14 protein-coding genes are annotated in these 22,919 nt (G+C 71.5%); 3 read left to right on the forward strand and 11 right to left on the reverse strand.

All coding sequences use genetic code 11. The features are described 5' to 3' along the window. Positions 1-48 precede the first annotated feature (48 nt). The gene (locus AW272_RS13005; RefSeq protein ID WP_066364093.1) at positions 49-1,098 is read right to left on the reverse strand and encodes a hypothetical protein; all 1,050 of its coding nucleotides are present in this window, start codon (positions 1,096-1,098) and stop codon (positions 49-51) included. A 189-nt stretch (positions 1,099-1,287) separates the two neighbouring features. Here AW272_RS13005 and AW272_RS13010 point away from each other — a divergent pair, with 189 nt between their 5' ends. Further along, positions 1,288-3,498: a thiamine pyrophosphate-dependent enzyme gene (locus AW272_RS13010; RefSeq protein ID WP_066364094.1), complete on the forward strand. Its 2,211-nt coding sequence runs from the start codon at positions 1,288-1,290 to the stop codon at positions 3,496-3,498. 156 nt (positions 3,499-3,654) lie between these two features. Here AW272_RS13010 and AW272_RS13015 read toward each other — a convergent pair whose 3' ends face one another. Both AW272_RS13015 and AW272_RS13020 read right to left on the reverse strand, forming a co-directional pair. Then, positions 3,655-7,536: an AAA family ATPase gene (locus AW272_RS13015; RefSeq protein WP_066364096.1), complete on the reverse strand. Its 3,882-nt coding sequence runs from the start codon at positions 7,534-7,536 to the stop codon at positions 3,655-3,657. Next, on the reverse strand, positions 7,536-8,624 hold the full coding sequence (locus tag AW272_RS13020) for an exonuclease SbcCD subunit D (RefSeq protein WP_066364098.1): 1,089 nt from the start codon (positions 8,622-8,624) through the stop codon (positions 7,536-7,538). The genes AW272_RS13015 and AW272_RS13020 overlap by 1 nt, the downstream gene beginning before the upstream one ends. Positions 8,625-8,770: 146 nt before the next feature. Here AW272_RS13020 and AW272_RS13025 point away from each other — a divergent pair, with 146 nt between their 5' ends. Then, a complete protein-coding gene (locus AW272_RS13025; protein ID WP_066364100.1) occupies positions 8,771-10,249 on the forward strand; it encodes an alpha/beta hydrolase family protein in 1,479 nt (492 codons plus the stop codon). Here AW272_RS13025 and AW272_RS13030 read toward each other — a convergent pair. After that, a complete protein-coding gene (locus tag AW272_RS13030) occupies positions 10,229-11,176 on the reverse strand; it encodes an alpha/beta hydrolase (protein WP_066364101.1) in 948 nt (315 codons plus the stop codon). The genes AW272_RS13025 and AW272_RS13030 overlap by 21 nt on opposite strands. A 144-nt stretch (positions 11,177-11,320) precedes the next feature. Between AW272_RS13030 and AW272_RS13035 the strand changes: the two genes are divergently transcribed. After that, positions 11,321-12,652: an LCP family protein gene (locus tag AW272_RS13035; RefSeq protein ID WP_245657495.1), complete on the forward strand. Its 1,332-nt coding sequence runs from the start codon at positions 11,321-11,323 to the stop codon at positions 12,650-12,652. Between the two features lie 276 nt (positions 12,653-12,928). Here the strand turns inward: AW272_RS13035 and AW272_RS13040 are convergent, their stop codons facing one another. From AW272_RS13040 to AW272_RS13070, 7 genes are all read right to left on the reverse strand, one after another. After that, positions 12,929-13,930: an enolase C-terminal domain-like protein gene (locus AW272_RS13040; RefSeq protein ID WP_066364104.1), complete on the reverse strand. Its 1,002-nt coding sequence runs from the start codon at positions 13,928-13,930 to the stop codon at positions 12,929-12,931. Between the two features lie 77 nt (positions 13,931-14,007). Then, a complete protein-coding gene (locus AW272_RS13045) occupies positions 14,008-15,342 on the reverse strand; it encodes an MFS transporter (protein ID WP_245657497.1) in 1,335 nt (444 codons plus the stop codon). Between the two features lie 96 nt (positions 15,343-15,438). After that, positions 15,439-16,623, reverse strand: a complete 1,185-nt coding sequence (locus tag AW272_RS13050) for a VWA domain-containing protein (protein WP_174551813.1) — start codon at positions 16,621-16,623, stop codon at positions 15,439-15,441. Then, positions 16,623-18,992: a DUF5682 family protein gene (locus tag AW272_RS13055; RefSeq protein ID WP_066364108.1), complete on the reverse strand. Its 2,370-nt coding sequence runs from the start codon at positions 18,990-18,992 to the stop codon at positions 16,623-16,625. Before AW272_RS13055 ends, AW272_RS13050 begins: the two co-directional genes overlap by 1 nt. Positions 18,993-18,996: 4 nt before the next feature. Continuing rightward, entirely contained in the window at positions 18,997-20,082 is a 1,086-nt protein-coding gene (locus tag AW272_RS13060) for an ATP-binding protein (protein ID WP_066364109.1), read from the reverse strand. Next, complete coding sequence (locus tag AW272_RS13065; protein ID WP_157518522.1) at positions 20,079-21,497, reverse strand: DUF5691 domain-containing protein; 1,419 nt, start codon at positions 21,495-21,497, stop codon at positions 20,079-20,081. Before AW272_RS13065 ends, AW272_RS13060 begins: the two co-directional genes overlap by 4 nt. After that, entirely contained in the window at positions 21,494-22,819 is a 1,326-nt protein-coding gene (locus AW272_RS13070) for an SWIM zinc finger family protein (protein WP_066364707.1), read from the reverse strand. Before AW272_RS13070 ends, AW272_RS13065 begins: the two co-directional genes overlap by 4 nt. Between the last annotated feature and the right edge of the window lie 100 nt (positions 22,820-22,919).

The raw sequence follows: 22,919 nt of genomic DNA on the forward strand, positions 1-22,919 counted from the left end.
AAATGCCCGGGACGCGTGGGGTGTCCCGGGCACTCTCATGTACGGGTGTTACTTGACGGGCACCCAGTCAGACTTGCTGTTGCTGGGCTTGGTGTCCTTGTCGCCCTCGAAGAGGACCTTCCAGTCACCCGACTTCGTGGCCGTGGCCGTGGTCGCGAACTCGCCCGAGCCGTCGGTCCACGCGGTCTTCACGTAGGTCCACTTGCCCGACTTCGCCTTGAACCAGACGGCGACCTTGCCCTTGTAGCCGTCCCAGCGACCGTGGTCCCAGGTCTGCAGCTCGCCGATGAGGGAGAGCTTCTTGCCCTTCTTCACCGGTTCGGGGGAGGCGTTGAAGTCGACGACACGGCTGGCCGCATCGGGCTTCGGCGGGCGCGGCCTGAACACGGTGACCTGGTCGCTGTCGCTGCTCGAGCCGTGGGTGAAGCCGCGGACGCCTTCGTACTCGGCCTTCCACCAGCCGGACTTGAAGGCCTTGACGCGGACGGAGAAGTCACCGCGCCAGTTGGTGCGGTCCCAGGCGACGCGCTTCCAGCGGAAGGAGCCCTTCTCCTTGAACAGGATGGTCACCTTCTGGTTCTTCAGGCCGTCGTGGCCCTTGGAACCGTTGATGACCAGGCGCCCCGACGCGGTCAGGACGGAGCCGAACTTCGCCGGCTCAGGGTTGACACCGAACCTGACGATGTCGGTGGACCAGACCTGGACCACCTTGAATTCCTTGGTGGCCTCGGTGACGCCGCCATCGTTGGTCGCCTTGACGACCAGCTTCCACTCACCGGCCGACTGACCGCGGCCGAACGGGAACGTTCCGGAGTACTTGCCGTCCGGAGTGCCCTCGGGCTTGGTCAGGGTGAGGGCCTCGGCCTTGCCGCGCCGGGGCGCGATCGTCGCTTCGACGTTCTTGGCCGCCTTGCCCACCACGAAGGTGAACGTCGCGGTGACCTTGTCACGACCGGTCACGACCACGGGACTCGGGCTGATCGTGAGATCGGTGACGGTCGGCTTGTCCACCGTAGTGGCGTTCGCCGCGGAACCGGTGGCTAATCCCACCGATGCCACAGCCGCCGCGAGAATCACGGCGCTGATGCGTTTCAACATGCGGGTGGTTTCCTTCCCCCAGAGTGTTGAACGCGCGACATGAGGGTGCCGCGCTTTTCCTAACTAGTAGACGGCTTTTGTGGCCAAATGGTTTGATCGCCTGACACGTTGTCATGAAAACGTGTCAAATGTGGCGCGTATGCGCAAGGGGCAGGACGGCACCCGCGAGGTGCCGACATAATCGGGCATGTGGCGCGGGACACTGTTGAGACGCATTTCGCCGAGGTCGTCGGGGCGCTACGCCCCCCGGCAGAGAAGGGTGACCCGGAGCTTCCGGTCAGACCAGGCTCACCACTGACCGGGACACAGGCCAGAAGGGTGTATGACGCCCAGCTCGCCAGCCGCCTCTGCGATGTGGCCGCGCGCCGCCTGCGCGAGACCGACCTGGGCTACTACACGATCGGCTCGGCCGGTCACGAGGGCAACGCCACCGTCGCCCTGGCCCTCAGGGAGACCGATCCTGCCCTGCTCCACTACCGATCCGGGGCCTTCTACCTGGCCCGGTCGGCGCAGGCGGGGCGGGTGGCCAACGAGGGCGTGCGCGACGTCCTGCTCGGCCTGACCGCCTCGGCCGAGGAACCGATCTCCGGTGGACGTCACAAGGTCTTCGGCCACCCCGACCTGGCCGTCATCCCGCAGACCTCCACGATCGCCAGCCACCTGCCCCGCGCGGTCGGCGTGGCGTTCGCGATCGAACGCGGCCGCCTGCTGGGGGCGCCCGGCACGTGGCCCACCGACGCGATCGCCGTCTGCAGCTTCGGCGACGCCTCGGTCAACCACGCGAGCGCCCTGTCGGGGTTCAACACCGCGGCCTACGGCACCTATCGTGGCCTGCCGCTGCCGATCCTGTTCGTGTGCGAGGACAACGGCATCGGCATCAGCGTCCGCACCCCGCCCGGCTGGGTCGAGGCGTCGCGGCAGGGCCTGATCGAATACTTCACCGCCGACGGCTCCGACGTCGCCGAGACCTACGAGGCCGCCCTCCGCGCGGTGGCCCACGCCCGCGAGAACCGGGCGCCCGCCTACCTGCACCTGAAGACGGTCCGCCTGATGGGCCACGCGGGCTCCGACGTCGAGATCGGCTACCGCACCCGCCGCGAGATCGCCGCCGACCTCGATCACGACCCGCTCGTGGCGACCGCCCGCCTCCTCGTCGAGGCCGGCCTGGAGACGCCGGAGGGTCTCCTTTCGCGGTACGAGGCCGAGCGCGACCAGGTGCTCAGCATGGCCGAGGAGGCGTCCCGCCGCCCGAAGCTGACCAGCGCCCGCGACATCATGGCCCCCCTCTCCCCACGCGACCCGGTCGTGGTCGCGACGGACTCGGCCCGGTCGTCACCGGAACGCGAGGGAAGCTTCCGGACGCTCCCGGAGGACGAGGGCCGCCTCACCCTGGCCCAGGCGATCAACCGGACCCTGGCCGACCAGATGATCCACGACCCCGGCATGATCGTCTTCGGCGAGGACGTGGCCCGCAAGGGCGGCGTCTACGGCGTGACCCGCAACCTCGTGCGCCAGTTCGGCACCGACCGCGTCTTCGACACCCTGCTCGACGAACAGGCCATCCTGGGCCTGGCCCTCGGCTCCGGCGTCTCGGGCCTGACCCCGGTCCCCGAGATCCAATATCTGGCCTACCTGCACAACGCCCTCGACCAGATCCGCGGCGAGGCGTCGTCGCTGAGCTTCTTCTCCCAGGGCGCCTACCAGAACCCTCTGGTCGTACGAGTCCCCGGCCTCGCCTACCAGAAGGGGTTCGGCGGGCACTTCCACAACGACAACTCCCTGGCGGCGCTGCGGGACATCCCCGGCCTGGTGGTCGCGGCCCCCGCCCGCCCCGACGACGCCGCCGCGATGCTCCGGACCTGCCTCGCCACGGCCCGCGCCCACGGCACGGTGTGCGTGTTCGTCGAACCGATCGCGCTCTACCACACGCGCGACCTGTTCGACGAGGGCGACAACGGCTGGGCCGCGCCCTACGCCGCGCCTTCGCGATGGGCCGAGACGCACGTGCCGGTGGGACGGGCGCGCTCCTACGGCGACGGGACGGACCTGACGATCGTGACCTTCGGCAACGGCCTCCGGATGAGCCTGCGCGCCGCGGTCCGGCTGACTCAGGAGGAGAAGAAGTGCCGGGTCCTGGACCTGCGCTGGCTCTCGCCTCTGCCGATCGACGACCTGATGCGCTCGGCCGAACTGACCGGGAACGTGCTGATAGCGGACGAGACCCGGCGAACGGGCGGCGTGTCGGAAGCCATCGTGACGGCGTTGATCGACAACGGATTCACCGGCCGGATAGCCCGGGTGACCTCCCAGGACAGCTTCGTGCCGCTGGGCGCGGCGGCCGACCATGTGCTGCTGAGCGAACAGGAAATCGAACAGGCAGCGCACAAATTGCTTTCTTAGCGCGCCCGAACATTGGAAACCACCGCTATCGGTAGCGGGCGTTGCTACCGAGCGGCGGCCTTCCAACGGCTTCCCTTGGGCGGCCAGGCGCGAACCAGCGACGCAAGATCAGCGCAGCCAGGTCCTTAGTTCCAGGCAGGTGAGCCCGGTCCGTCGTCACTTCAAAGTCGAACCGGCCCGACCTTTGCGAACCCGGAGCTGGGTGGGGATGCGGACCCGGAGTTCGGCCACGTGGCTGACCACGCCGACCGCTCGGCCGCCCTCGCGCAGTGAGTCGAGGATGTCGAGGACGTCGTCGAGGGTCTCCTCGTCGAGGGTGCCGAAGCCCTCGTCGACGAAGAGGGTGCCGAGTTCCGCGCCGCCCGCCTCAGCCGCGACGACGTCGGCGAGCCCCAAGGCCAGGGCCAGGGAGGTGATGAAGCTCTCGCCGCCCGACAGGGTGGCCGGGTCGCGGTCGATGCCGGTCCAGGCGTCGAGGACGCGAAGGCCCAGGCCGCCGCCCGATCTGCCTCGGTGGCCAGCCGTCTTCCTGACGTCGTATTGGAGCAGGTAGCGGCCGTCTGACATGTGGGTGAGGCGTTCGTTGGCGGCGTCGGCGACCTGGCGGAGGCGCTCGCCCAGGACATAGGACGACAGGGGCATGTCCCACTGGTTGTCGGATGAGGTGCCGTTGGCGAGTTCGGCCATGCGGCGGGCCAGCCGGTGGCTGCGGTCGGCAGGGGCGCGGCGTTCCTGGGCCCGGGTGAGTTCGCCGGCCAGGGCCCTGAGCTGGGTGAGCCGGGCGGCGGCGCGGTCGCGGGTCGAGACCTGGGCCGACCGCGCCGCGTCGGCCTCGTCGTGGGCCTGTTGCAGAGCGGCGATATCCGGCTCGGGGAGAGCGGCGGCCGCCATCAGCTCGGGGTCGGCGAGGGTGCGGACCACGGCGGCCAGTTCGTCGCCCAGTTCGCGCAGGCGGCGGCCCATCTCGTCGATCTCCGCCGGGTTGCGGCGGGCGGCGGCCACGTCGTCGAGGCCGGTGAAGCCGGCGTCCACGGCGGCGGACAGGGCGGTGTTCCTGGCGGCGGCGAGTTCTCTTCTGGCCTCGGCGAGAGCTTCGGAGACCTCGGCGGCGTGGCGGTAGGCGCCGGTTTCGGCCCGCAGGCGGGTGACGCGGTCGTGGATGGAGGCGTCGTCGCCGCGCAGGCGGTCGAGACGGACTTTCAGCTGCTGTTCCTCTTGGGCGAACCGGCCTCGGGCGGCCTGAGTCTCCACGAGGAGCTTGGTGTCGTCGGTCTCCCGGGACCGGAGGTTCCTGACCTCTTCGTTCAAGCGCCCGGAGGTCCGCTGAGTGGCCAAGAGGCGACCGATGGTGGCTGTCAGGTCCCCGACGACCTGCTCGGCCTTGGCCAACAGGTCTTGAGCTGCGGGGACGTCAGGCCAGACCGCAGGATCCCCGGTGGTCCCCGTTTGACCTTCAGCAGACGAGTCCACGCCAACCTGACCGCTCCCCGCTGGACCTTCGCCAAAAGAACTCACGCCCGGCGAACCTGCTTCGCCGGCACCTGGCTCTCCGAGCTCGAGAGGCCCAACTGAAGCGGCGGCGCGATGGCCCGATTCCAGGGCGGTGCCCCGCGTCGCCGTTGCGACTTGGCGTCTGGCCTCGGCCAGACGATCGGACAGAGCTGTCGCCTCGGTTGCCGCCGCCAGGGCCGCGCTGATCGCAGCGGCCTCGCCGGTCAGCCGGGTTCGGCGGGAGGCGACCGTCTCGCCCGGGTCCAAGGCGGCGGACAGGCGGACCAGGATCCGCTCCTCCTCGGCTCGTGAGGTCTCTTCCTTCGTCTGGAGTCCGCGCAGCGCCAGGGCGGTCTCGGCCTCCCTCTCCCGAGCCACGTCGAGGGCCGCTTCCAGGCGGGTGACCTCGTCGTGGTGTTCCCCCTGGTGGGAGGCCGCCGTCTCCAGTTCGGTCAGGTCGGCCTGGGCCGCGTGGCGAGCTTCTTCGGCCTCGGAAGGGGACAGACCGTCGGACGCGTCAGACGCGCGTTCGTGCTGGTTGGACAGGTGGATGACCGCCGATTCGGCCTCTTCGCGGGCCGACTGGGCGGTGTCGGCCTCGGCCTGGGCCTCTTCCTCGTTGTCGGCCGTGGCCATGCCGGACAGCGGCTCGGCGGGGGCCGGATGGTCGGGGGAACCGCAGACCGCGCACGGGTCGCCCTCGGACAGGCGGCCCGCCAGTTCGGCGGCCATGCCGTCGATTCTGGCCTGGCGGATCTCGTGGAGGCGGTCGACGGCGGCCTGCGCGGCGTCGACGGCCATCCGGCGGACGTCTTCGGCCTCGGCCAGGTCGGCGGCGAGTTCGTCGCGGCGGATCACCGCGCCCAGGCGTTCTTCGGCCGCGAGCAGGCGGGAGCGGGCCGCCGGCAGGGCCGCGGCCTGTTCGCGGCAGGTCGCCAGCTTGGCCGCCGCCTCGGCCAGGAGGCCGGGCAGGGTGGTCAGGCGGTCGGCGAGCTGGGCCTCGACTCCGGCCAGGCGCGCGGTCTCGGTGTCGGCCGCCTCGCGGTCGGCGCGCAGGACGGTCAGGCGGGACTCTTCTGCGTCGAGGGCGTGGAGGCGGGCGAGTTCGTCACGTCGGTCGCGTTCGAGGGCGGTGAGCTCGGATTCGTCCAAGCCCGGATGGCCGGCAGCGGTGCGGGCGGCGACGGCCTCGGCCAGGTCGGCGGTGATCGTGTCGCGGTGGCGCACCGCTTCGAGCAGGCCGGTGGCGCGGTCGCGGAAGGCCTCGGCGCCGGGGAGGGCGGCTTCGGCGACCGTGGCGGCGGCGCGCTGTTCCTCGGCCTCGGAGAGTTCGGCGGTGGCGGCCTCCAAGCGGTCGGACATGCTCTGGAGGCGCTTCTCCAGGGTCGCGATCTCGTCGTTGAGGTGGGTCTGTTCCCGGACCACCGCCTGCAGGCGGGCCTCGTCGCCGAGCGCCTCTTCCAGGCGGATCAGCTCGTCGTGGCGGGTGCGTTCGGCCAGGCGGTAGTCGGTCTCGGCCAGACCCCTCGTGGCCGCCTCGAAGGCCGACGACGCGGTGGCGGCGGTCTGCTCGCGGGAGGACAGCTGGTCGAGCAGCGGGACCACCTGGGCCGCCGAGCGCGCCTCGTCGAGGATCGTCTCCAGGTCGGAGCGCTCCTCGGCGCGGGCCTCCAGTTCGTCGCGGCGGACACGGGCCGCCGTGTGGCGGCGACGGCGGTCGGCCAGGTCGCGGGCCTCGGTCAGGCGTTCGCGGGCCAGCCGCAGGGCCTCGTCGGAGACGGCGGCCTCGGCCGAGGTGACGGCGGCCGTGGCGGCGGCGAGCAGGGCGGACGACCACTCCAGCGGGTCGTCGGAGTCGGCGACCTGGGACAACAGGTCGGGTCCCGCGGCGCCGCGCATGCGGTCGGCGCGGGCGCGGACCTCATCGGCCATCTGGTCGGCGATCCGGCCTGTTTCGCGGCGGTGGTCGGCGAGCCACTTCTCCATGTCGGTGAAGACCCGCACGGTGAACAGGCGTTCGAGCAGCTTGCGGCGGTCGTCGCCGGACGCCTTCAGGAACTTCGCGAAGTCGCCCTGCGGCAGCATCGCCACCTGGCCGAACTGGGCGGCGTTCATGCCGAGGAGCTGGCCGATGAAGTCGCCGGCCTCGTCGTTGCGGGCCGTCACCGACACCCAGTCGCCGGCCTTGAACTCCTGGACGATCACCTTCGCCTGCTCCTGGATGGTGCCCTGCCCCCGGAGCTTGGGCCGGGCCCAGGCGGGCGACCGGGTGACGCGCAGGAGCCGCCCCCGGATGGTCGTCTCCAGCACGACATGCGGGCCGGTGCCCGGCGGCGCGTGGTCGCACCGCAGCGATCTCGCGTCGTTGCGCTGACCGGGCACGACGCCGAACAGGGCGCAGCAGACGGCGTCGAGGATGGTCGTCTTGCCCGCCCCGGTCGGCCCGTGGATCAGGAACAGCCCGGCCTCGCCGAGCCGGTCGAAGTCGACCTCTTCCGTGCCGGGGAAGGAGCCGAAGGCCGAGATCGTCAGCCGGTGGAGACGCATCAGGCCATCGTCTCCTTGATCCGGCAGGCCATCGCGGCTTCTTCGAGGATTCGCCTCTCGTCGGGATCGGCGGATTCGCCGCGCACCTCGCGGACGAAGTCGAGCGCCACGTCGATCTCGGGCCGCCCGGCCAGCCGGGCGCGCGCGGGCGCCGCCTCGGGCACGTCGTCGGGGGCGAACTGGAGGTCGACCGTGTGGGGGAAGCGGGCCCGTAACCGCTCCATCGCGGCCTTCGGGCGGACGGGGTCGGTCAGGGTCGCCTGGATCCAGTCTTCCGACGTCGGCAGGGCGAGCAGGTCGTCGATGTGCCCTCGCATCCGGGTGAGCGGGCGGGGCACCGGCGCGGGCACGAACTCCGCCGAGCCGCCCAGTTCGACCAGCCACGACCCCTTCACGTGATCGGCCTCGGAGAAGGAGTAGGCGATCGGAGAGCCCGAATAGCGGACGTGCTCGCTCATGGTCTGGCGGCCGTGGAGGTGGCCCAGAGCCACGTAGGACATGCCGTCGAAGACGCGCAGCGGCACGTGGGACACCCCGCCGACGGTGATGTCGCGCTCGCTGTCACTGGCCGCCCCTCCCAGGACGAACGCGTGGGCCAGCACCACCTTCGAGGGGGCGGCGTCGAGACGTACGCGATCCATGACGTGGGTCATGGCGGCCGTGTGGGTGCGCTCGGGAAGGTTCCACGGAGTGCGGACGAGCTCGGGCTCCAGGTAGGGAATCCCGTAGAAGGCGACGTCGTTCACGACAACGGGTGACCAGGCCTGGTGGGGGTCGGTGCGCAGGTGGATGCGGTCCATCAGGCCGGCGCCGAAGCCGAGCCGGACCGGTGAGTCGTGGTTGCCGCTGATGATCACGGTGTGCACGCCCAAGCCGCGTAACCGCCGCAGCGTGTCGTCGAACAGGGCCACCGCGTCTACGGGCGGGAGCGCCCGGTCGTAGACGTCACCGGCCACCAGTACGGCGTCGACCCGTTCGGACCGCGCCGTCTCGACCAGGTGGTCGGCGAACGCCGCCTGGGCCGAAAGTAGGCTTTCGCGGTGAAATGATCGGCCCAGATGCCAGTCGGACGTGTGCAGCAGCCGCATGGCGCACGAAGCTAACAGGTCTCACCGACAAATTGGGCCTCCCCCGGAACAAGGTCATCACGTAATGACTTAACCTGGCGACCGGGGGGCATCGTAAGGAGGAAGGCACGACTCGGAATATGGATGATCCGTCGAGGAGCGGCCTGATGACCGTTGGGCGGGGCACGCTGACGATTCTCGCCGGTGCCCTGGTCGCGCTACTGGCCGTGATCGGCTATCTCCTTCCGCCGCCCACGTTCGATCCGCCACCGCTGGAACCGCCGGCCGCCTTCCGCGATCTGCCCGCCCAGCCGGTCGGTGAGACGCGCCCCCCGGCCGCCACCTATCCGGTCCAGACCGAGACGATCACCGTGCCGGTGCGGGGTGACAATCTGATCACGACGATCCGCACCCCCCAGGGCCCCGGTCCGTTCCCGGCGATGGTGTTCGTGCAGGGGTCGGGCTCCGGCGACCGGGGCGAGTTCACCTCCCAGGCCGAGTGGCTGGCCCAGCACGGCATCGTGACCGTCGCCTACGACAAGCGCGTCAACGGCTACTCCTTCCGCAGCCGCGACTTCTCGCTGCTCGCCGACGACGCGGTGACCATGATCAAGCTGCTGCGCCAGCGTCCCGGCGTCGACCCGCTGCGCACCGGTCTGTGGGGCGTCAGCGAGGGCGGCTGGGTGGCGCCGATCGCGGCGTCCATGACCCCCGACATCGCCTACACGGTGCTGGTCTCCTCCCCCAACGTCTCGCCGATGCGCCAGGTCGCGTGGGCGCTGAACGAGCAGCTCCTGCGCCTCCACGCGCCCAACGGCGTGCGCGACCTGCTGACCCGGGCCATGGGCGGCGTCGGTTTCAACTTCCTGCGCTACGACAGCGCCCCCGCCCTCCACGGCATGCGGCAGCCCACGCTCGCCCTCTACGGCACGGGCGACCCGTCGATCCCGTTCGTGGAGAGCACCCAGACCCTGATCGACGCCAAGCCCTCGAACAATTACACGATCCGGTTCTTCGCCGGGGCCGACCACGCGATGCGCCGGCACGGCGGGCCGTTCGTGCCCGACTACCTGCCGACCCTGGCCAACTGGATCACCGGCCTGCCAACCCAGTCGCCGGTCAAGATCGCCGGGGCCAAACCGGTGCAGCGCTTCGAGGCCAGCGACGTGCCCGCCGCGCCCTGGTACGGCGGCAGCACCTTCCTCGGCCTGACCCTGACCCTGGCGGCGTTCGGCTACGTCGCGGCGCCGGTGACCGAGATGTTCGTCCGGCTGCGCGGCCGTGACTTCCCGCACCAGACCAACGCCCGCGTCTGGCCGCCGATCCGGCGACGGCTGCGGCGCATGATCTGGGCGAACCTGGCGCTACTGGCCTCGGTGCTCGCGTTCATCATGCTGATCGTGCTGTTCTCGGTGAACCAGGCCGGCGCCTGGCCGGCGGTGCAGTCGGGCTGGCTGGTGGTGCGCGTGCTGGCCGTGGTGATCCTGGCGCAGGTGGTGGGCTGCACGGGCGAGGTCCTCGTGGCGCTGCGCGACGGCTGGCAGACCACCCGGTGGCAGCGGGTCGCGCTCAGCGGGGTGCTGGGCGGCACCGCCCTCATGCTGATCACCGCCGCCTACTACGGGCTATTCGGCATTCCCTGGTAGGGCGTACGCCAGCCAGCGGTCCATCTCGTCGAACACCTGCTTGCGCACCGGCTCGGCCGACAGGACCAGGTCGTGCACACCGCCCGCCACCCGCACCACCGTCACCCGGGGCCCGATCCGGGTGGCATAACGGGTGATGTGCTCCACGTCGAGCACGACGTCGGTGTTGTGCACCTCCGGCGCGAAGTCCTTCACTCGCAGGCTCTGGTCGGAGCAGAGCACCAGCACCGGCGCGTCGACCCTGAGCCCGCCCTGCAGCCGATGGTGGGCCCGGCGGATCGCGGCCAGCCAGGCGGCGTGCACGGGGAACCCGCCCAGCGGCTTCCACTCCAGGTCGTAGTCCCATTCGCCGTCGCGCGACAGGTGGATGCTGTCGCCGTAGATCGTCGAGACGCCCAGCGGGAGCACCGCGCTCGCGGGCAGCCGCGCGAAGACGCCCTTCAGCGCGTCGGCGAACCCCTTGACCAGCACCGGGACGTTCAGGTCGAGGAACGGGCTGTTCAGCATGAGCGCCTGCACGAGGCCCTTGCCGCGCACCCGGTCGGCCCACAGGGCGGCGACCAGGCCGCCGGTCGAGTGGCCGTTGATCGTGAGCTCGTCGTGGTCCTTACGGATGATCTCGACGGCGGCGTCGATCTCAGGGAAGTACTCGGTGACGCTCCGGACGAAGCCCCTCGTCTGGTACGGCAGCAGCGACCGCCCGTATTTGCGCAGGTCGAGCGCGAAGAACGAGACGCCCTGGCTCACGTAGTGATCGGCCAGGTGGGCCTGGAAGAAGTAGTCGGTGAAGCCGTGCAGATACAGGACCGCGCGGCGGGCTCCCGGCACGACCCGGCGGACCAGCGCCGCGACGACCTCGCCCTCCTCGTCGGGCGGCAGGGAGATGGTGATGACGTCATAGTCCGCGCCAAGGATGTCCTCCGACATGGGCGACAGGGTACGCGAACCGGATGAATCGCCTGCGAACTCGCCGGTGTCTGGAAGGTAAAGGCGTTCGGCCCTCCTGGACGGTTCAATGTAATCGTGGCGACACGGTCCGTGACCACTAAATCGAGCTCTTCGGGGATGGGCGTGCGGAAACCAGGTCAGGTGGTCGGATGGGTCGCGTTGTCGGTGCTGTTCCCGGGGGTGGCACATCTGCGGGCGGGCTGGCGGCGTACCGGAGCCTCGGTGCTGGCGATCTATCTGTCGGGCGTTGCGGTGGTCATCACGGTGGCCGTGGTCTCGGGGGCCGATCTTGCCGGGCGGCTGATCGGCCGTCTCGGGTTGGTGGCGGTCATGTCGGGCACGCTCGGCGTGGCCTGGTTCGTGCTGGTGGTGCACTCCTATGTGGTGCTGCGGCCGGGCCGCCTGTCGGTGCGGGCGCAGGTCGTCTCGGGGGCGCTGACCGGGGTGCTGGCGGTCGGGGCGGCGCTGCCGTTCGGGCTGACCGCCCACTACGCGGCCGTGTCGCAGCGGACGATCGACGGACTGTTCAAGAGCTCGGGCGAGGTGCCGGCCCCCGGTGCGCCGTTCGGCGGACGTGAACGGGTCAACATCCTGCTGCTGGGCGGCGACCTGGCCGGGAACCGGGTGGGGGTGCGCACCGACAGCATCAACGTGGCCAGCGTCGACGTGCACACGGGGCACACGGTCATGTTCGGGCTGCCGCGCAACCTCGAAGGGGTGCGGTTCCCGCAGGGCAGCCCGATGTACAACCACTTCCCGTTCGGGTTCCGGTTGCCGTCCGGGCCCGAGGGGGCGCGCGAGGACCTGCTGTTCTCGGTGTGGGAGTACGCCGACCAGCATCCGGAGGTCTTCGGGGGGCGCACCGGCATGGGGCCGCAGACGCTGAAGGAGACCGTGGGCGAGATCCTGGGGCTGCGGATCGACTGGTACACCCTGGTCAACATCGGCGGCTTCGCCAAGATCATCGACGCGATCGGCGGGCTGGAGCTGACGGTCGACCAGAACGTCGTCTACGGCCGCCGCCAGGAGGGCCTCATCCCCGCTGGAACCCGGCGGCTGACCGGCGAGCAGGCGCTGTGGTTCGCCCGGTCCCGCACGTTCTCCGACGACTACGCGCGGATGCGGCGGCAGAAGTGCGTGTTCGCGGCACTCCTCGACCAGGCCGAACCCGCGACGGTGCTGACCCGCTTCACCGAGATCGCCACGGCGACCGAGGGGCTGCTGGAGACCGACATCCCGAACCCGATGCTGGAGCACCTGGTGCCGCTGGCCGCGAAGGCGAAGAAGTCGGGGGTGACGAGCATCCAGTTCGTCCCGCCGATGATCAGCACCGCCACCCCTGACTGGGGGCTGATCCGCACCACCGCCGCACGGGCCATCACCGGAGGGACCGGGGGGCACGGCCCGGCCCGGCCCCCGAAGATCGCCGAGGGCTGCGCACCGGTCGAACCCTGATCGGCGCGTCTCCGCCCAGGTCCGGCAGCCGAAGAGGCAACCGCGGACCGACCGCGAGGAAGCGGCGTGGACCGACCACGAGCAGGCAGCGTGGACCGATTGCCTGGCGCATGGCCCGAGATCGTGAGGCGCCGCATCGTGGCACCACCCTCGTCGGGCCGCGCGGCGGGAGCGGGGGTTGGCGCCGGATGCGGCGAGGGCCGGGCGCGGCGGGCGGTGCCGTCGTAGGCGGAGCCGTAACGGAGAAAAGAAGCTTTAGACCGTAACGGAAAGAAGTTAACGCAAGGCGAAGCTGTCGCGGGCCATGCGCCGAACCCGCTCCTCGTCGACCGTGTGGCCCAGCCCCGGCTGGGTCAGCGGGATGGCGACGACTCCCCCCGAAGCGCCGACCGGCGGGTCGACGATCTGGACGTTCTTCGGCGGTTCGGTCACGTCGCTCGGCAGGGTGCAGCCCGGGAGGGCGGCCACGGCCACGGTCGCGGCGCGGGCGAGGCCGGCGCCCCGGCCGTCGGCGCAGGTGATGTCCCAGCCGGCGCGGCGGGCCCGGTCGTGGGCGGTCTTCACTCTGGCCAGCGACCCGAACAGCGACGGGCGGAGGCTGAGCGCCCGGCCGGCCCGCGCCGCGATCGCCTCGTCGAGCTCGGCCAGCGACCGTGCCTCGACGACGACCGGGATGGTCAGCCGCGACTGCAGCTCGGCGCTCAGGTCGAGGTCGTCGCAGGGCCGTTCGATGCCCACCAGGTCATATCCGGCCAAAGATTCCAGCTGCCCGAGATCTGTGTACGCCCCCCGCGCGTCGACCGTGATCGCGAGCACCGGGTAGGCGGCCCGGATCGCGCGGAGCGGCTCGACGTCCCACCCCGGATGGATCTCGACGGTGACGTGGGCGTATCCGGCTCCGACGAAGCGGTTGACCCCGTCGACCGCCGACTGCAGCGACCTGACGGCGGGCAGCCGGACGGTCGCCATGAGCGAGGTGCGGGTGCCGCCCAGCGCGTGGGCCAGCGGGACGCCGGTCATCCTGGTCGCCAGGTCCCAGCAGGCCATGTCGGCCGCGGAACCGATGTCGGGGAGGTCGTGGGGGGTCTCCCAGTCGACCCCGATCAGGAGCTGCGCGAGGCTCTCCTCCAGCGTGCTCCAGGCCTTGGGCTCGGGGTTGACGACCTCTCCCCACCCCGCCATCCCGCCGTGATCGGTGAGCTTGACCAGGATGCTCTCCGGCCGCCTGCCATAGGGCAGGACCAGCCGGAACACATCGACCTCACGGACACGCGGCACAGATGGTTCCCCCTCCTGTTCTTGAGGCACATTCCCTGCGCGAGCCACGCCGGCCTTCGGCCGACCGCGTCTCGCTCTCAGACCTCCATGGTGACACGGCGGGACAGCAGCGCCCCCGCCAGTGCCATCACCACGAGGAGGGCGAAGCAGACGGCGTACGCACCGGTCGCGGTCAGAACCGCGCCCGTGACGGCCACCGCGGCCACGGTCACCCCCGACTCGCCGACGCTCAGTGAGCCGCTGTTCTTGCCCTCCTCGCCGGGCTTGGACAATTCGAGGACCAGCACGGACAGCGTCGGGTAGATCATTCCGATGCCGAGCCCGGACACCACCCAGCCGATGAACGGCGCCCAGATCGGGACGGCCGGCAGGAAGGCGAGCGCGGTCGCCGAGATCCCCACGGCGACCAGCAGATGGCCGCCCCAGAGCCGCAGAACGCGCCCGCCCGGGTACTTCCCCTGCAACCACGACCCGGCGGACCAGGCCAGCGCGCCGCCGGTGAGCACGAGACCCGCCTCGGTCAGGGTCAGGCCCCGCTCGTTGCGGAGCATGAGCGGGATGAGCACCTCGGCGGCGAAGAACGCGCCCATGCTCAGCCCGCGCAGCGCCACGACGGTCGGCAGGCCGCGGGCCGCCCGCAGCGTCCCGCGTGGGACCAGCATCGGCAGCGCGACCAGCAGCACGACCAGGCCGAGCGCCATCAGCGGGTAGCTGCGGTCGTCGGATCCGTACTGGAGCACCGCCGCGCCCACGGCCGCGCCGGCGCCCCAGGCGAGCCGCGCGGCGAACGGACCGGGTTCCGGCTTCTCCTCCTCCTGCTGGTACGGCTCCCGGGAGGCCAGCCCGCGCCAGAAGATCACCGAAGCCGGGATCGCCAGCACCGCGACGCCCAGGAAGACGGCCCGCCAGGTCCACGCGTCGGTGACCGTGCCGGTGATGGCCGGGCCGACCACCGACGGGAGCACCCAGGCGGCGGCCAGCAGCGAGAAGATCTTCGGGTGCATGGCGCCCGGATAGACCCGCGCGACCAGCACGTAGATGGCCACGTTGAACATCCCGCCGCCCAGTCCCTGGATCAGGCGACCGGCGATGAAGATCTCCATCGTGGGGGCAAGACCGGCGACGACCAGGCCGGCGACGAACGTGGCCAGGCCCGTCCAGAGCGGCTTGTCGGGGCCGGAGACGTCGCCCCAGCGGCCACCGGCGACCGTGCCGATGAGGGCCGCGGCGACGGGACCGCTGAAGGCGAGGCTGTAGAGGCCCCAGCCCTGCAGCTCCTCGCCGATCTCGGGCATGGCGGTCGCGACCGCCAGGTACTCGAACGCGACCAGCACGATGAGGGCGGTGATGCCGATGCTCAGGGCCCGGTAGCGGGCCGAGAAGACCGCCGGTGGTGGCGATGTGGATGTCATGAGGGAAACCATGTTTCGGACATTACGAAGGGGAAGCGTATCGGGGATCGGGCCCTGGCCCGAGAAGGCATGGGACCTTGGACCGATGACCTTTGGTCAGGCGCCTTTGCCCTCGCCGAGGTTGCGTTCGGCCCAGGCGGTGAGGTCGCGGCGTTCGATGGCCGCCGCCATCAGGTCGGGGAAGGCGTCGGGGGTGCAGGCGAAGGCGGGGACGCCCATGGCGGCCAGGGCCGCCGCGTTCTCGTGGTCGTAGAAGGGGGCGCCCTCGTCCGACAGGGCCAGCAGGACGATCACCTGGACGCCGGCCGCCGTCATCGCGGCCACGCGTCTGAGCATCTCGGCCCGGACGCCGCCCTCGTAGAGGTCGCTGATCAGGATGAAGATCGAGTTGGCCGGGCGGGTGATGAGGCCCTGGGAGTAGGCGATGGCGCGGTTGATGTCGGTGCCGCCGCCGAGCTGGGTGCCGAAGAGGAGTTCCACCGGGTCGTGGAGCTGGTCGGTCAGGTCGACGACGGCGGTGTCGAAGACGACCAGGGACGTCTTCAGTGACCGCATCGACGCCAAAACCGCCCCGAACACGCTCGAATAGACCACCGATGCGGCCATCGAGCCGCTCTGGTCGATGCACAGCACGACCTCGCGCTGCACCGACTGCTGTTTGCGGGCGTAGCCGATCAGCCGGGCCGGGACGACCGTGTTGCGGTCGGGGAGGTAGTTCTTCAGGTTCGCGCGGATGGTCCGGTTCCAGTCGATGTCGGCCGGACGCCTCGGGCGGTTGGTCCGGGCGGCCCGGTTCAGCGCGCCGGTCACCGCCGCCCTGGTGCGGTTCTGCAGCTTCCGTTCCAGTTCGTGGACGACCTTGCGCACCACCACCCGCGCCGACTCCCTGGCCTTCTCGGGCATCACCCGGTTCAGCGAGAGCAGGGTGCCGACCAGGTGGACGTCGGGCTCCACCGCCTCGAGCATCTCCGGCTCCAGGAGGAGACGGCTCAGGTCGAGGCGGTCGATGGCGTCCTTCTGCATGACCTGGACGACCGTCGAGGGGAAATAGGTGCGGATGTCGCCCAGCCAGCGGGACACCTTGGGCGCCGAACCGCCCAGCCCGGCCGAGCGGGGCGAGGAGTCGCCGCTGCCGTCGAGGTCGTAGAGGGCGGCCAGGGCGGCGTCCATGCCTGCGTCGTTGCCCGAAAGGCCGCCGAGTCCGCCGCCCGGGGCGTTGTCGGCCTCGCCGCCGAGGACCAGCCGCCAGCGGCGGGCGCGCTCGTCGTCGTTCACGTCCATCAGCTGCTCCCCAGGATTCCCATGACGGTGCGCACGGCCGGGGCGGCGCGGTCGTCGTCGTACACGATGTCCTTCTCGGTGGCCGAGCCCGAGCGGATCCGGCTCGCGATCGAGCGGCGCTCCGGCGGCGCGAAGGAGCCGAAGGTGCGCCGCAGCAGGGGCAGGACCTCGACGAATGCGTCGCCGCGCAGGCCCATGAGCCAGTCGTCGACCATGGCGAGCAGACGCGGGTCGTGGATCAGCAGCAGGCCGCCGCCGGACAGGAACCCCTCGATCCACGCGGCCGCCCGCGCGGGCGGATGGGCGATCGACACGGCCCGCGACATGCGCGCGTCGGCGTCGCCGAGACGGTCGGCGTCGAACAGGATCCGGATGACCCGGCCCTCGACGACGCCCGGCAGCCCGGTGCGGTCGGCGAGGGTACGCAGGGCGGCCAGCCAGCGCTCCCGCCCCTCGTCGAGCAGGGCGGACGCGCTGGTCACGGCGTCGATGTGGGCGGCCATGCCGCGCGCGTTCTCATCATCGAGCCCCGATACGGCGGCCGACAGCCCGGCGCAGACCCGGGCCAGCAGCGACGTGGCGATCACGGCCAGGCCCTCGGCCGGGGTGCCCCGGACGTCGCCGTATCGCTGGGCGCGGACCAGCGCGGGCAGCGCCGCCATGAGGTGCCGGATATCGGTGTCGACGGCGGCCCGGTCACTGATCGCGGCGAGCACCGACGGCAGCGACCCCGGCAGGTCGGCGAGCAGCGCCCGCTCGACGAGCCCGGTGAGGTCGGCCAGCGCGGCCCCCTCCTTGGCGGCCAGCTCGCCGATCCTGGCGACCGCGGCGCTCGGGACGGTCACCCCGAGCGGCGCCGCCTCGATGAGCGAGATGTCGAACTCGGGCCGCCACTGGAGCGCCCAGGCCTCCTTGAACGTGCCCTTCCCCCGCGTGTGCCGGGGTTCGCCCCACGGGACGCCGAGGAGCCTGAGGCGGTGCAGCAGGCGGCTGCGGTCGAGGTCGAGCGGTTTACGCAGGTCGAGTTCGAGTTCGCGGTCGAGCGCCTCGGGCTTGAGCCGGAGGCGCCGCTGCTCCTCGCGGAGGTGCCGCTGCAGCGGCACCATGGGCGTCGAGTCGGGGACGTGGCCGAGCCGCTCCCCCACGACCATCCGCCGCTGGATGAGCTCGACGGGCAGTTCGTCGCCCTCGCACAGCACGGCCCGCGCGGCCTCGGTGACCTCGGCGAGCCCGGCCAGCGGCCGGTTCCGGATGATCGCGAGGCTCTGGGCCAGCCTGACCGACTCGATGACGTGGGCGGACGAGACGGGAATCCCCTCGTCGCGCAGCACTTGGGCGGCGGCGGTCAGCCAGCGCTCGACCGGCCGGTCGGGGGTGGCGAACAAGTGGGAGTACCAGCCCGGGGAGGTGACCCCGGCCCCGTAGCCGCTCCAGTGGGCGAGCCTGCCGTGGGTCCACGGGACCCAGGTCATCTCGGCCTTGACCTTGGGCAGGCCCTTGAGGATGCGGTCGTCGGCGGCGGCCGGCCCGATCGTGGTCAGCGCCGGGACATGCCACGCGCCGCACACGACCGCGATGTTCGTGAACCCCTCTTTCATCGCGACCCGGATGGTCCGCCGCATGTACGCCTCGCGCCGCGCCTCCCGCTCGTCGGGGGTGTATCCCTCCCGGACGGCGGCCATGGCCTCGGCGATGACCTCGAAGGGGGTGTCGCCCCGGTGCTCGACGGCGTCCTCCCACCACCGCTCGGGGTCGTCGTAACCGGCGGCGGTGGCGAGCGCGGCGATGGGATCGATCCGGACAGCCTGCGCCGGGGTCAGACCCTCGGCCTCTTGGACGACATCTCCGGCTTCCACCGAAGCGTGAGCAGAGAAGCGCACCCGTCCCTCGGGAAGGGCGGCCCCGTCATGGGCGATATTTCCGGCATCGATCGGGTCATGGCCAGAGGCCACGACGGCGCCGCCACTGGGCGCTGCGGGGACCTCGCCGGCTCGCCTGCCCGCCGCTTTGGTCTCCGGAACGTCGTCACCCTCGGCGGTGTCGGGGTCCTTCTCCGCCAGTGAATGGGCCGCCGGCAGGTCGCAGAAGCGGGCCGGGATGCCGGCCTCCGCCGCGTACTGGAGGGCCTGCCATTCCGGGGAGAAGGTCGCGAACGGCCAGAAGGCCGCCTTGGTCGGGTCGCCCGGGACATGGGCCAGCAGCGCCACCGGCGGTTCCATGGTCGGGTCGGCGGCCAGGGCGACCAGGCCGTCGGCCTCGGGCGGGCCTTCGATCAGCACGATGTCGGGCTTCAGGCGGGCGAGTTCGGCCGCCACGGCGCGGGCGGAACCGGGGCCGTGGTGGCGGACGCCCAGCAGGGTGATCGTCATCGGGTCAGCCGGCGTCGCGGCAGGCGCGGTAGAAGTCACGCCACTCCTCCCGTTCCCGGACGACCGTCTCCAGGTATTCCTGCCAGACCACCCGGTCGGACACCGGATCCTGCACGACCGCGCCGAGGATCCCGGCCGCCACGTCGGAGGGCCGCAGCACCCCGTCGCCGAAGTGGGCCGCCAGGGCGATGCCGCTGGTCAGAACCGAGATCGCCTCGGCCGTGCTCAACGTGCCGCTGGGCGACTTGACCTTGGTGCGGCCGTCGGTGGTCACCCCGGAGCGCAGCTCGCGGAAGACCGTCACGACCCGGCGGATCTCCTCCATGCCCGCCGGGGTCTCCGGCAACTCCAGGGACCGGCCGAGCTGGGCGACCCGGCGGGAGACGATCTCCACCTCCTCCTCGGCCGTGGCCGGGACGGGCAGCACCACCGTGTTGAACCGTCGCCGCAGCGCGCTCGACAGCTCGTTGACGCCCCGGTCGCGGTCGTTGGCGGTGGCGATCACGTTGAAGCCCTTGGCCGCCTGCGTCTCCTCGTTGAGCTCGTGGATCGGCAGTGTCTTCTCGGACAGGACGGTGATCAGGGCGTCTTGGACGTCGGAGGGCATGCGGGTCAGCTCCTCGACCCGGGCCAACCGGCCCTCTGCCATGGCCCGCATCACAGGGCTGGGCGTCAGCGCCTCCCGTGAGGGGCCCTCGGCGAGCAGGCGGGCGTAGTTCCAGCCGTACCGGACGGCCTCTTCCGCGGTCCCGGCGGTGCCCTGGACCAGGAGGGTCGAGTCGCCCGAGATCGCGGCGGCGAGGTGCTCCGACAGCCAGGTCTTGGCGGTGCCGGGCACGCCGAGCAGCAGCAGCGCCCGGTCGGTGGCCAGGGTCGCGACGGCGACCTCGACGATGCGGCGAGGGCCGATGTACTTCGGGGTGATCACCCCGCCGGGGTGGTCGGCGTCGCCCAGGATGTAGGTGGTCACCGCCCACGGCGACAGTCGCCAGCCGGGCGGGCGGGGCCGCTCGTCGTGCTTGGCCAGGACGGCCAGCTCGTCGGCGTACTGGTCTTCCGCGTGAGGCCGCAGCACGGTGGGGGTCGTCACGAGAACTCCTTGATCATGTCGGAACGGAAGCGGAGCAGGGCGGTGGCGGTCCGCAGTTCGCCGATGTCGGGCAGTTGGTCGAGGTCGTAGTGGCCGGTCGGGTCGAGCCGTTCGCCCGCGAGACGGGCCAGCTCCCCGGCGTTCCACGGCTGGCTGGAGGCGATGTCGGCGACCCGCTGGAGGACGGCGGCCGCCAGCGGCCCGCTCCACGGTCCGGGCACCCCGCCGAGCATCATGATCAGCTGACCGTCGACGTTCCCGGTCCGGACGATCTCTGCCGCCCGCCACGACCGCTCGTCGGGCGGCAGGACGGCCAGCAGGTCGGTCAGCGGTTCGGCGTCGAACAGGGCGCGGGCCCAGACGGGGTCGTCCTGCAGGATGGCGGCCCGGATCCAGCCCATGTGGATCTCCCTGGCCCAGTCGCCGATCGTCATCCGGACGAGTTCGGCGGGGTCGGCGCCCAGGTGGCCGGGCCAGAACCGGAGCGGTGTGTGCGCGATGACCTGCTGCAGCCACCAGCTTCGCGGCCCGGTGCCCGCCGGCGGCCGGGACCTGACTCCGTCGCGCTCCATGACGGAGTCACAGGCCGCCGGCGCGACCGCGGCGAGCCGGGAGCCGTCGCGGGTGAGCAGCCCGGCGGCCCGCCCGGCCATCCGCCTGCCGAGTCGTGAGTCGGGCAGCTTGGTGAGCAGGTCGGCGGCGGCCTGCCGGACCTCCCGGCGCCGGTCGTCGAGGGCCTGCTCCAGGAAGGGCTCGTCGGCCATGGTCAGCCCTTCGGCCAGCACGCCGATGAAAGCGGCCCGGTCGTCGGGGGTCTCCTTGGCCCAGGAGACGTTGAGGAGCTCACGGGCGTCGCCGGGGGAAGCCTGGCGCAGCGCGGCGAGGAAGGCCTGGCGGTCGCCGCGGGTGCCGAACTCCCAGGGACCGTGGTCGAGACCCTCGGGAGCGAGCACGTCTTTGCCGGAACTCTCCTGAAGCAGGTAACTCCACTCGGGATTGAACCCCGCGAGCCAGCGACCCCGGGCCCCTGCCACAGCGGCGAGATCGGCCCGGATGGACTTGTCCCGCGCCCCGGCGGCGAGCAGCTGCGGCAACAACCGCGCCGGAACCCGCAGCGGTTTCCGGGCCGCGAGCTCCAGCCATTCCGGCAGCACCCGGACGAACTCCCCGCCCAGCAGCCTCGCCAGCCGGTCGGCGGCCGGCCCCGGGGCCAGCGGGGTGGTGTCGGCGGGTGCCTCCGCGAGCGGACTTCCACCACCGGGCTGCTCCCCCGCCCGCCGCGCGACCACCTGGGCGGCGGCCTGCTCCAGCAGGTCGAAGGGCGAGTCGGTGCCCCGGCGCTCGGTCCCGACGAGAGCGGTGGAGACCAGCTCATTCCACCCATGACGCCGATCAAGCCGATCAGACGAGCTCACAGGACCACCACCTCGTCGTTTTCGTCCCACGTCGTGAGAGGGCGCAGGCCGTCAGGGGTCCATTCCACACTGACCGTCACCGGGTGGCCGCCCGAGACCGCGATCAACTTCCAGGGATCCCCGGCCGAAGGATGCAGCCGCAACCCCTGGCCGGAATCGCCCAGCAGGCACCATTCCTTGCCGTCGCGGCCGACCCGGGCACCGGTGATGACTAAAGGCCACGATTCGGTCCACGGGTCGCGGGTCAGCACGTCGGCGATCATCTGCGGCACGCCCTCGACGTTCACCCCCGAGGCCGGTGTCTTCGCCGGGACGGCGGTGCCGTAGCGGTCGGCGATGAGGGCCCGCAGGGGCGCGGCGCCCGGGTAGTAGGAGACGTCGGCGTCGACCCGGGTGCCCAGGACCAGGGACGCGTCGAGCGCCTGGCCCGGCGGCGCGAACGACAGCACGAGGGCCACCCGGCCGGTCGCCCTGCCGTGCAGCCAGACCCGGCGGGACAGCAGCCGGTCGCGCTCCTCGTCGCGCAGGGCGATGACCTGCCATTCGTCGCGGATCGGCGGCAGAGCCAGCACCGTCTCCTTGGCCACCTGGTAGCCGACCCGCTGGCGCACCGTCTCGCGGAGATCGCCGGGCAGTTCGGCCGCCCTCCGGTGGGCCACGGCCAGTAGGTGGACCATGGCGTATTCGCCCAGCAGGCGGCCCGGCCAGCTCTCGTCGCGGAAGACGCGGGTGAGGCCGGTGAAGGTGCCGGCCAGACCGGGCGCTTGGGCGTCGACGAGGCGTTTGGCCAGGTCGCTCCACTCGGCCAGGCCCGTCTGACGCGCGTCGGACAGGCCGCTCGCCACCTGGTCGGACAGCCAGCGTTCGAGCTCGGAAAGACCGGCCGCGACGCGCTCCTCGCGCTGTCTGGCCCGGCCTTCGTCCTTCTCCGAGGGCTTCTCGGCGGGCTTGTCGGCCTTCTCCGCCTTCTTCTCCTCGGCCTTCGCGGCCTTCTCGGCCCGCGCGTCGAGCCATTCGGCCGCCCAGGCGGCCGGCGCGTCGGCGGGCGGCACGCCGTCGGCGGACCACAGGAGAAGCAGGCCCAGCGCGTGTTTGCACGGGAACTTCCGGCTGGGGCAGCTGCAGCGGTAGGCGGGCTCGGACAGGTCGACGCACGCCTGGTAGGGCTTCGACCCGGATCCCGCGCACTCTCCCCACAGCGCCGACCCGGACACCCCCATGGCAGACCACTTCCTGGGCGCGCTCACCCCGTTGGCCGCCTTCTGCGAGGCGGCGTCGGGCGCGAGCGCCAGCACCTGGTCTCGACTCCATCGTTCGGTCACGCGCCGCACCCTAGCCAAGCCGGGCGACAAAACGCGCGCCGTGAATCCGCCTGACAGAAGCAGCCTCCGGGTTATGTCGGGGTGACGTGCCATACTCGCA

It is taken from the genome of Herbidospora mongoliensis (genome assembly GCF_001570545.1).
Taxonomy (GTDB): Bacteria; Actinomycetota; Actinomycetes; order Streptosporangiales; family Streptosporangiaceae; genus Herbidospora; species Herbidospora mongoliensis.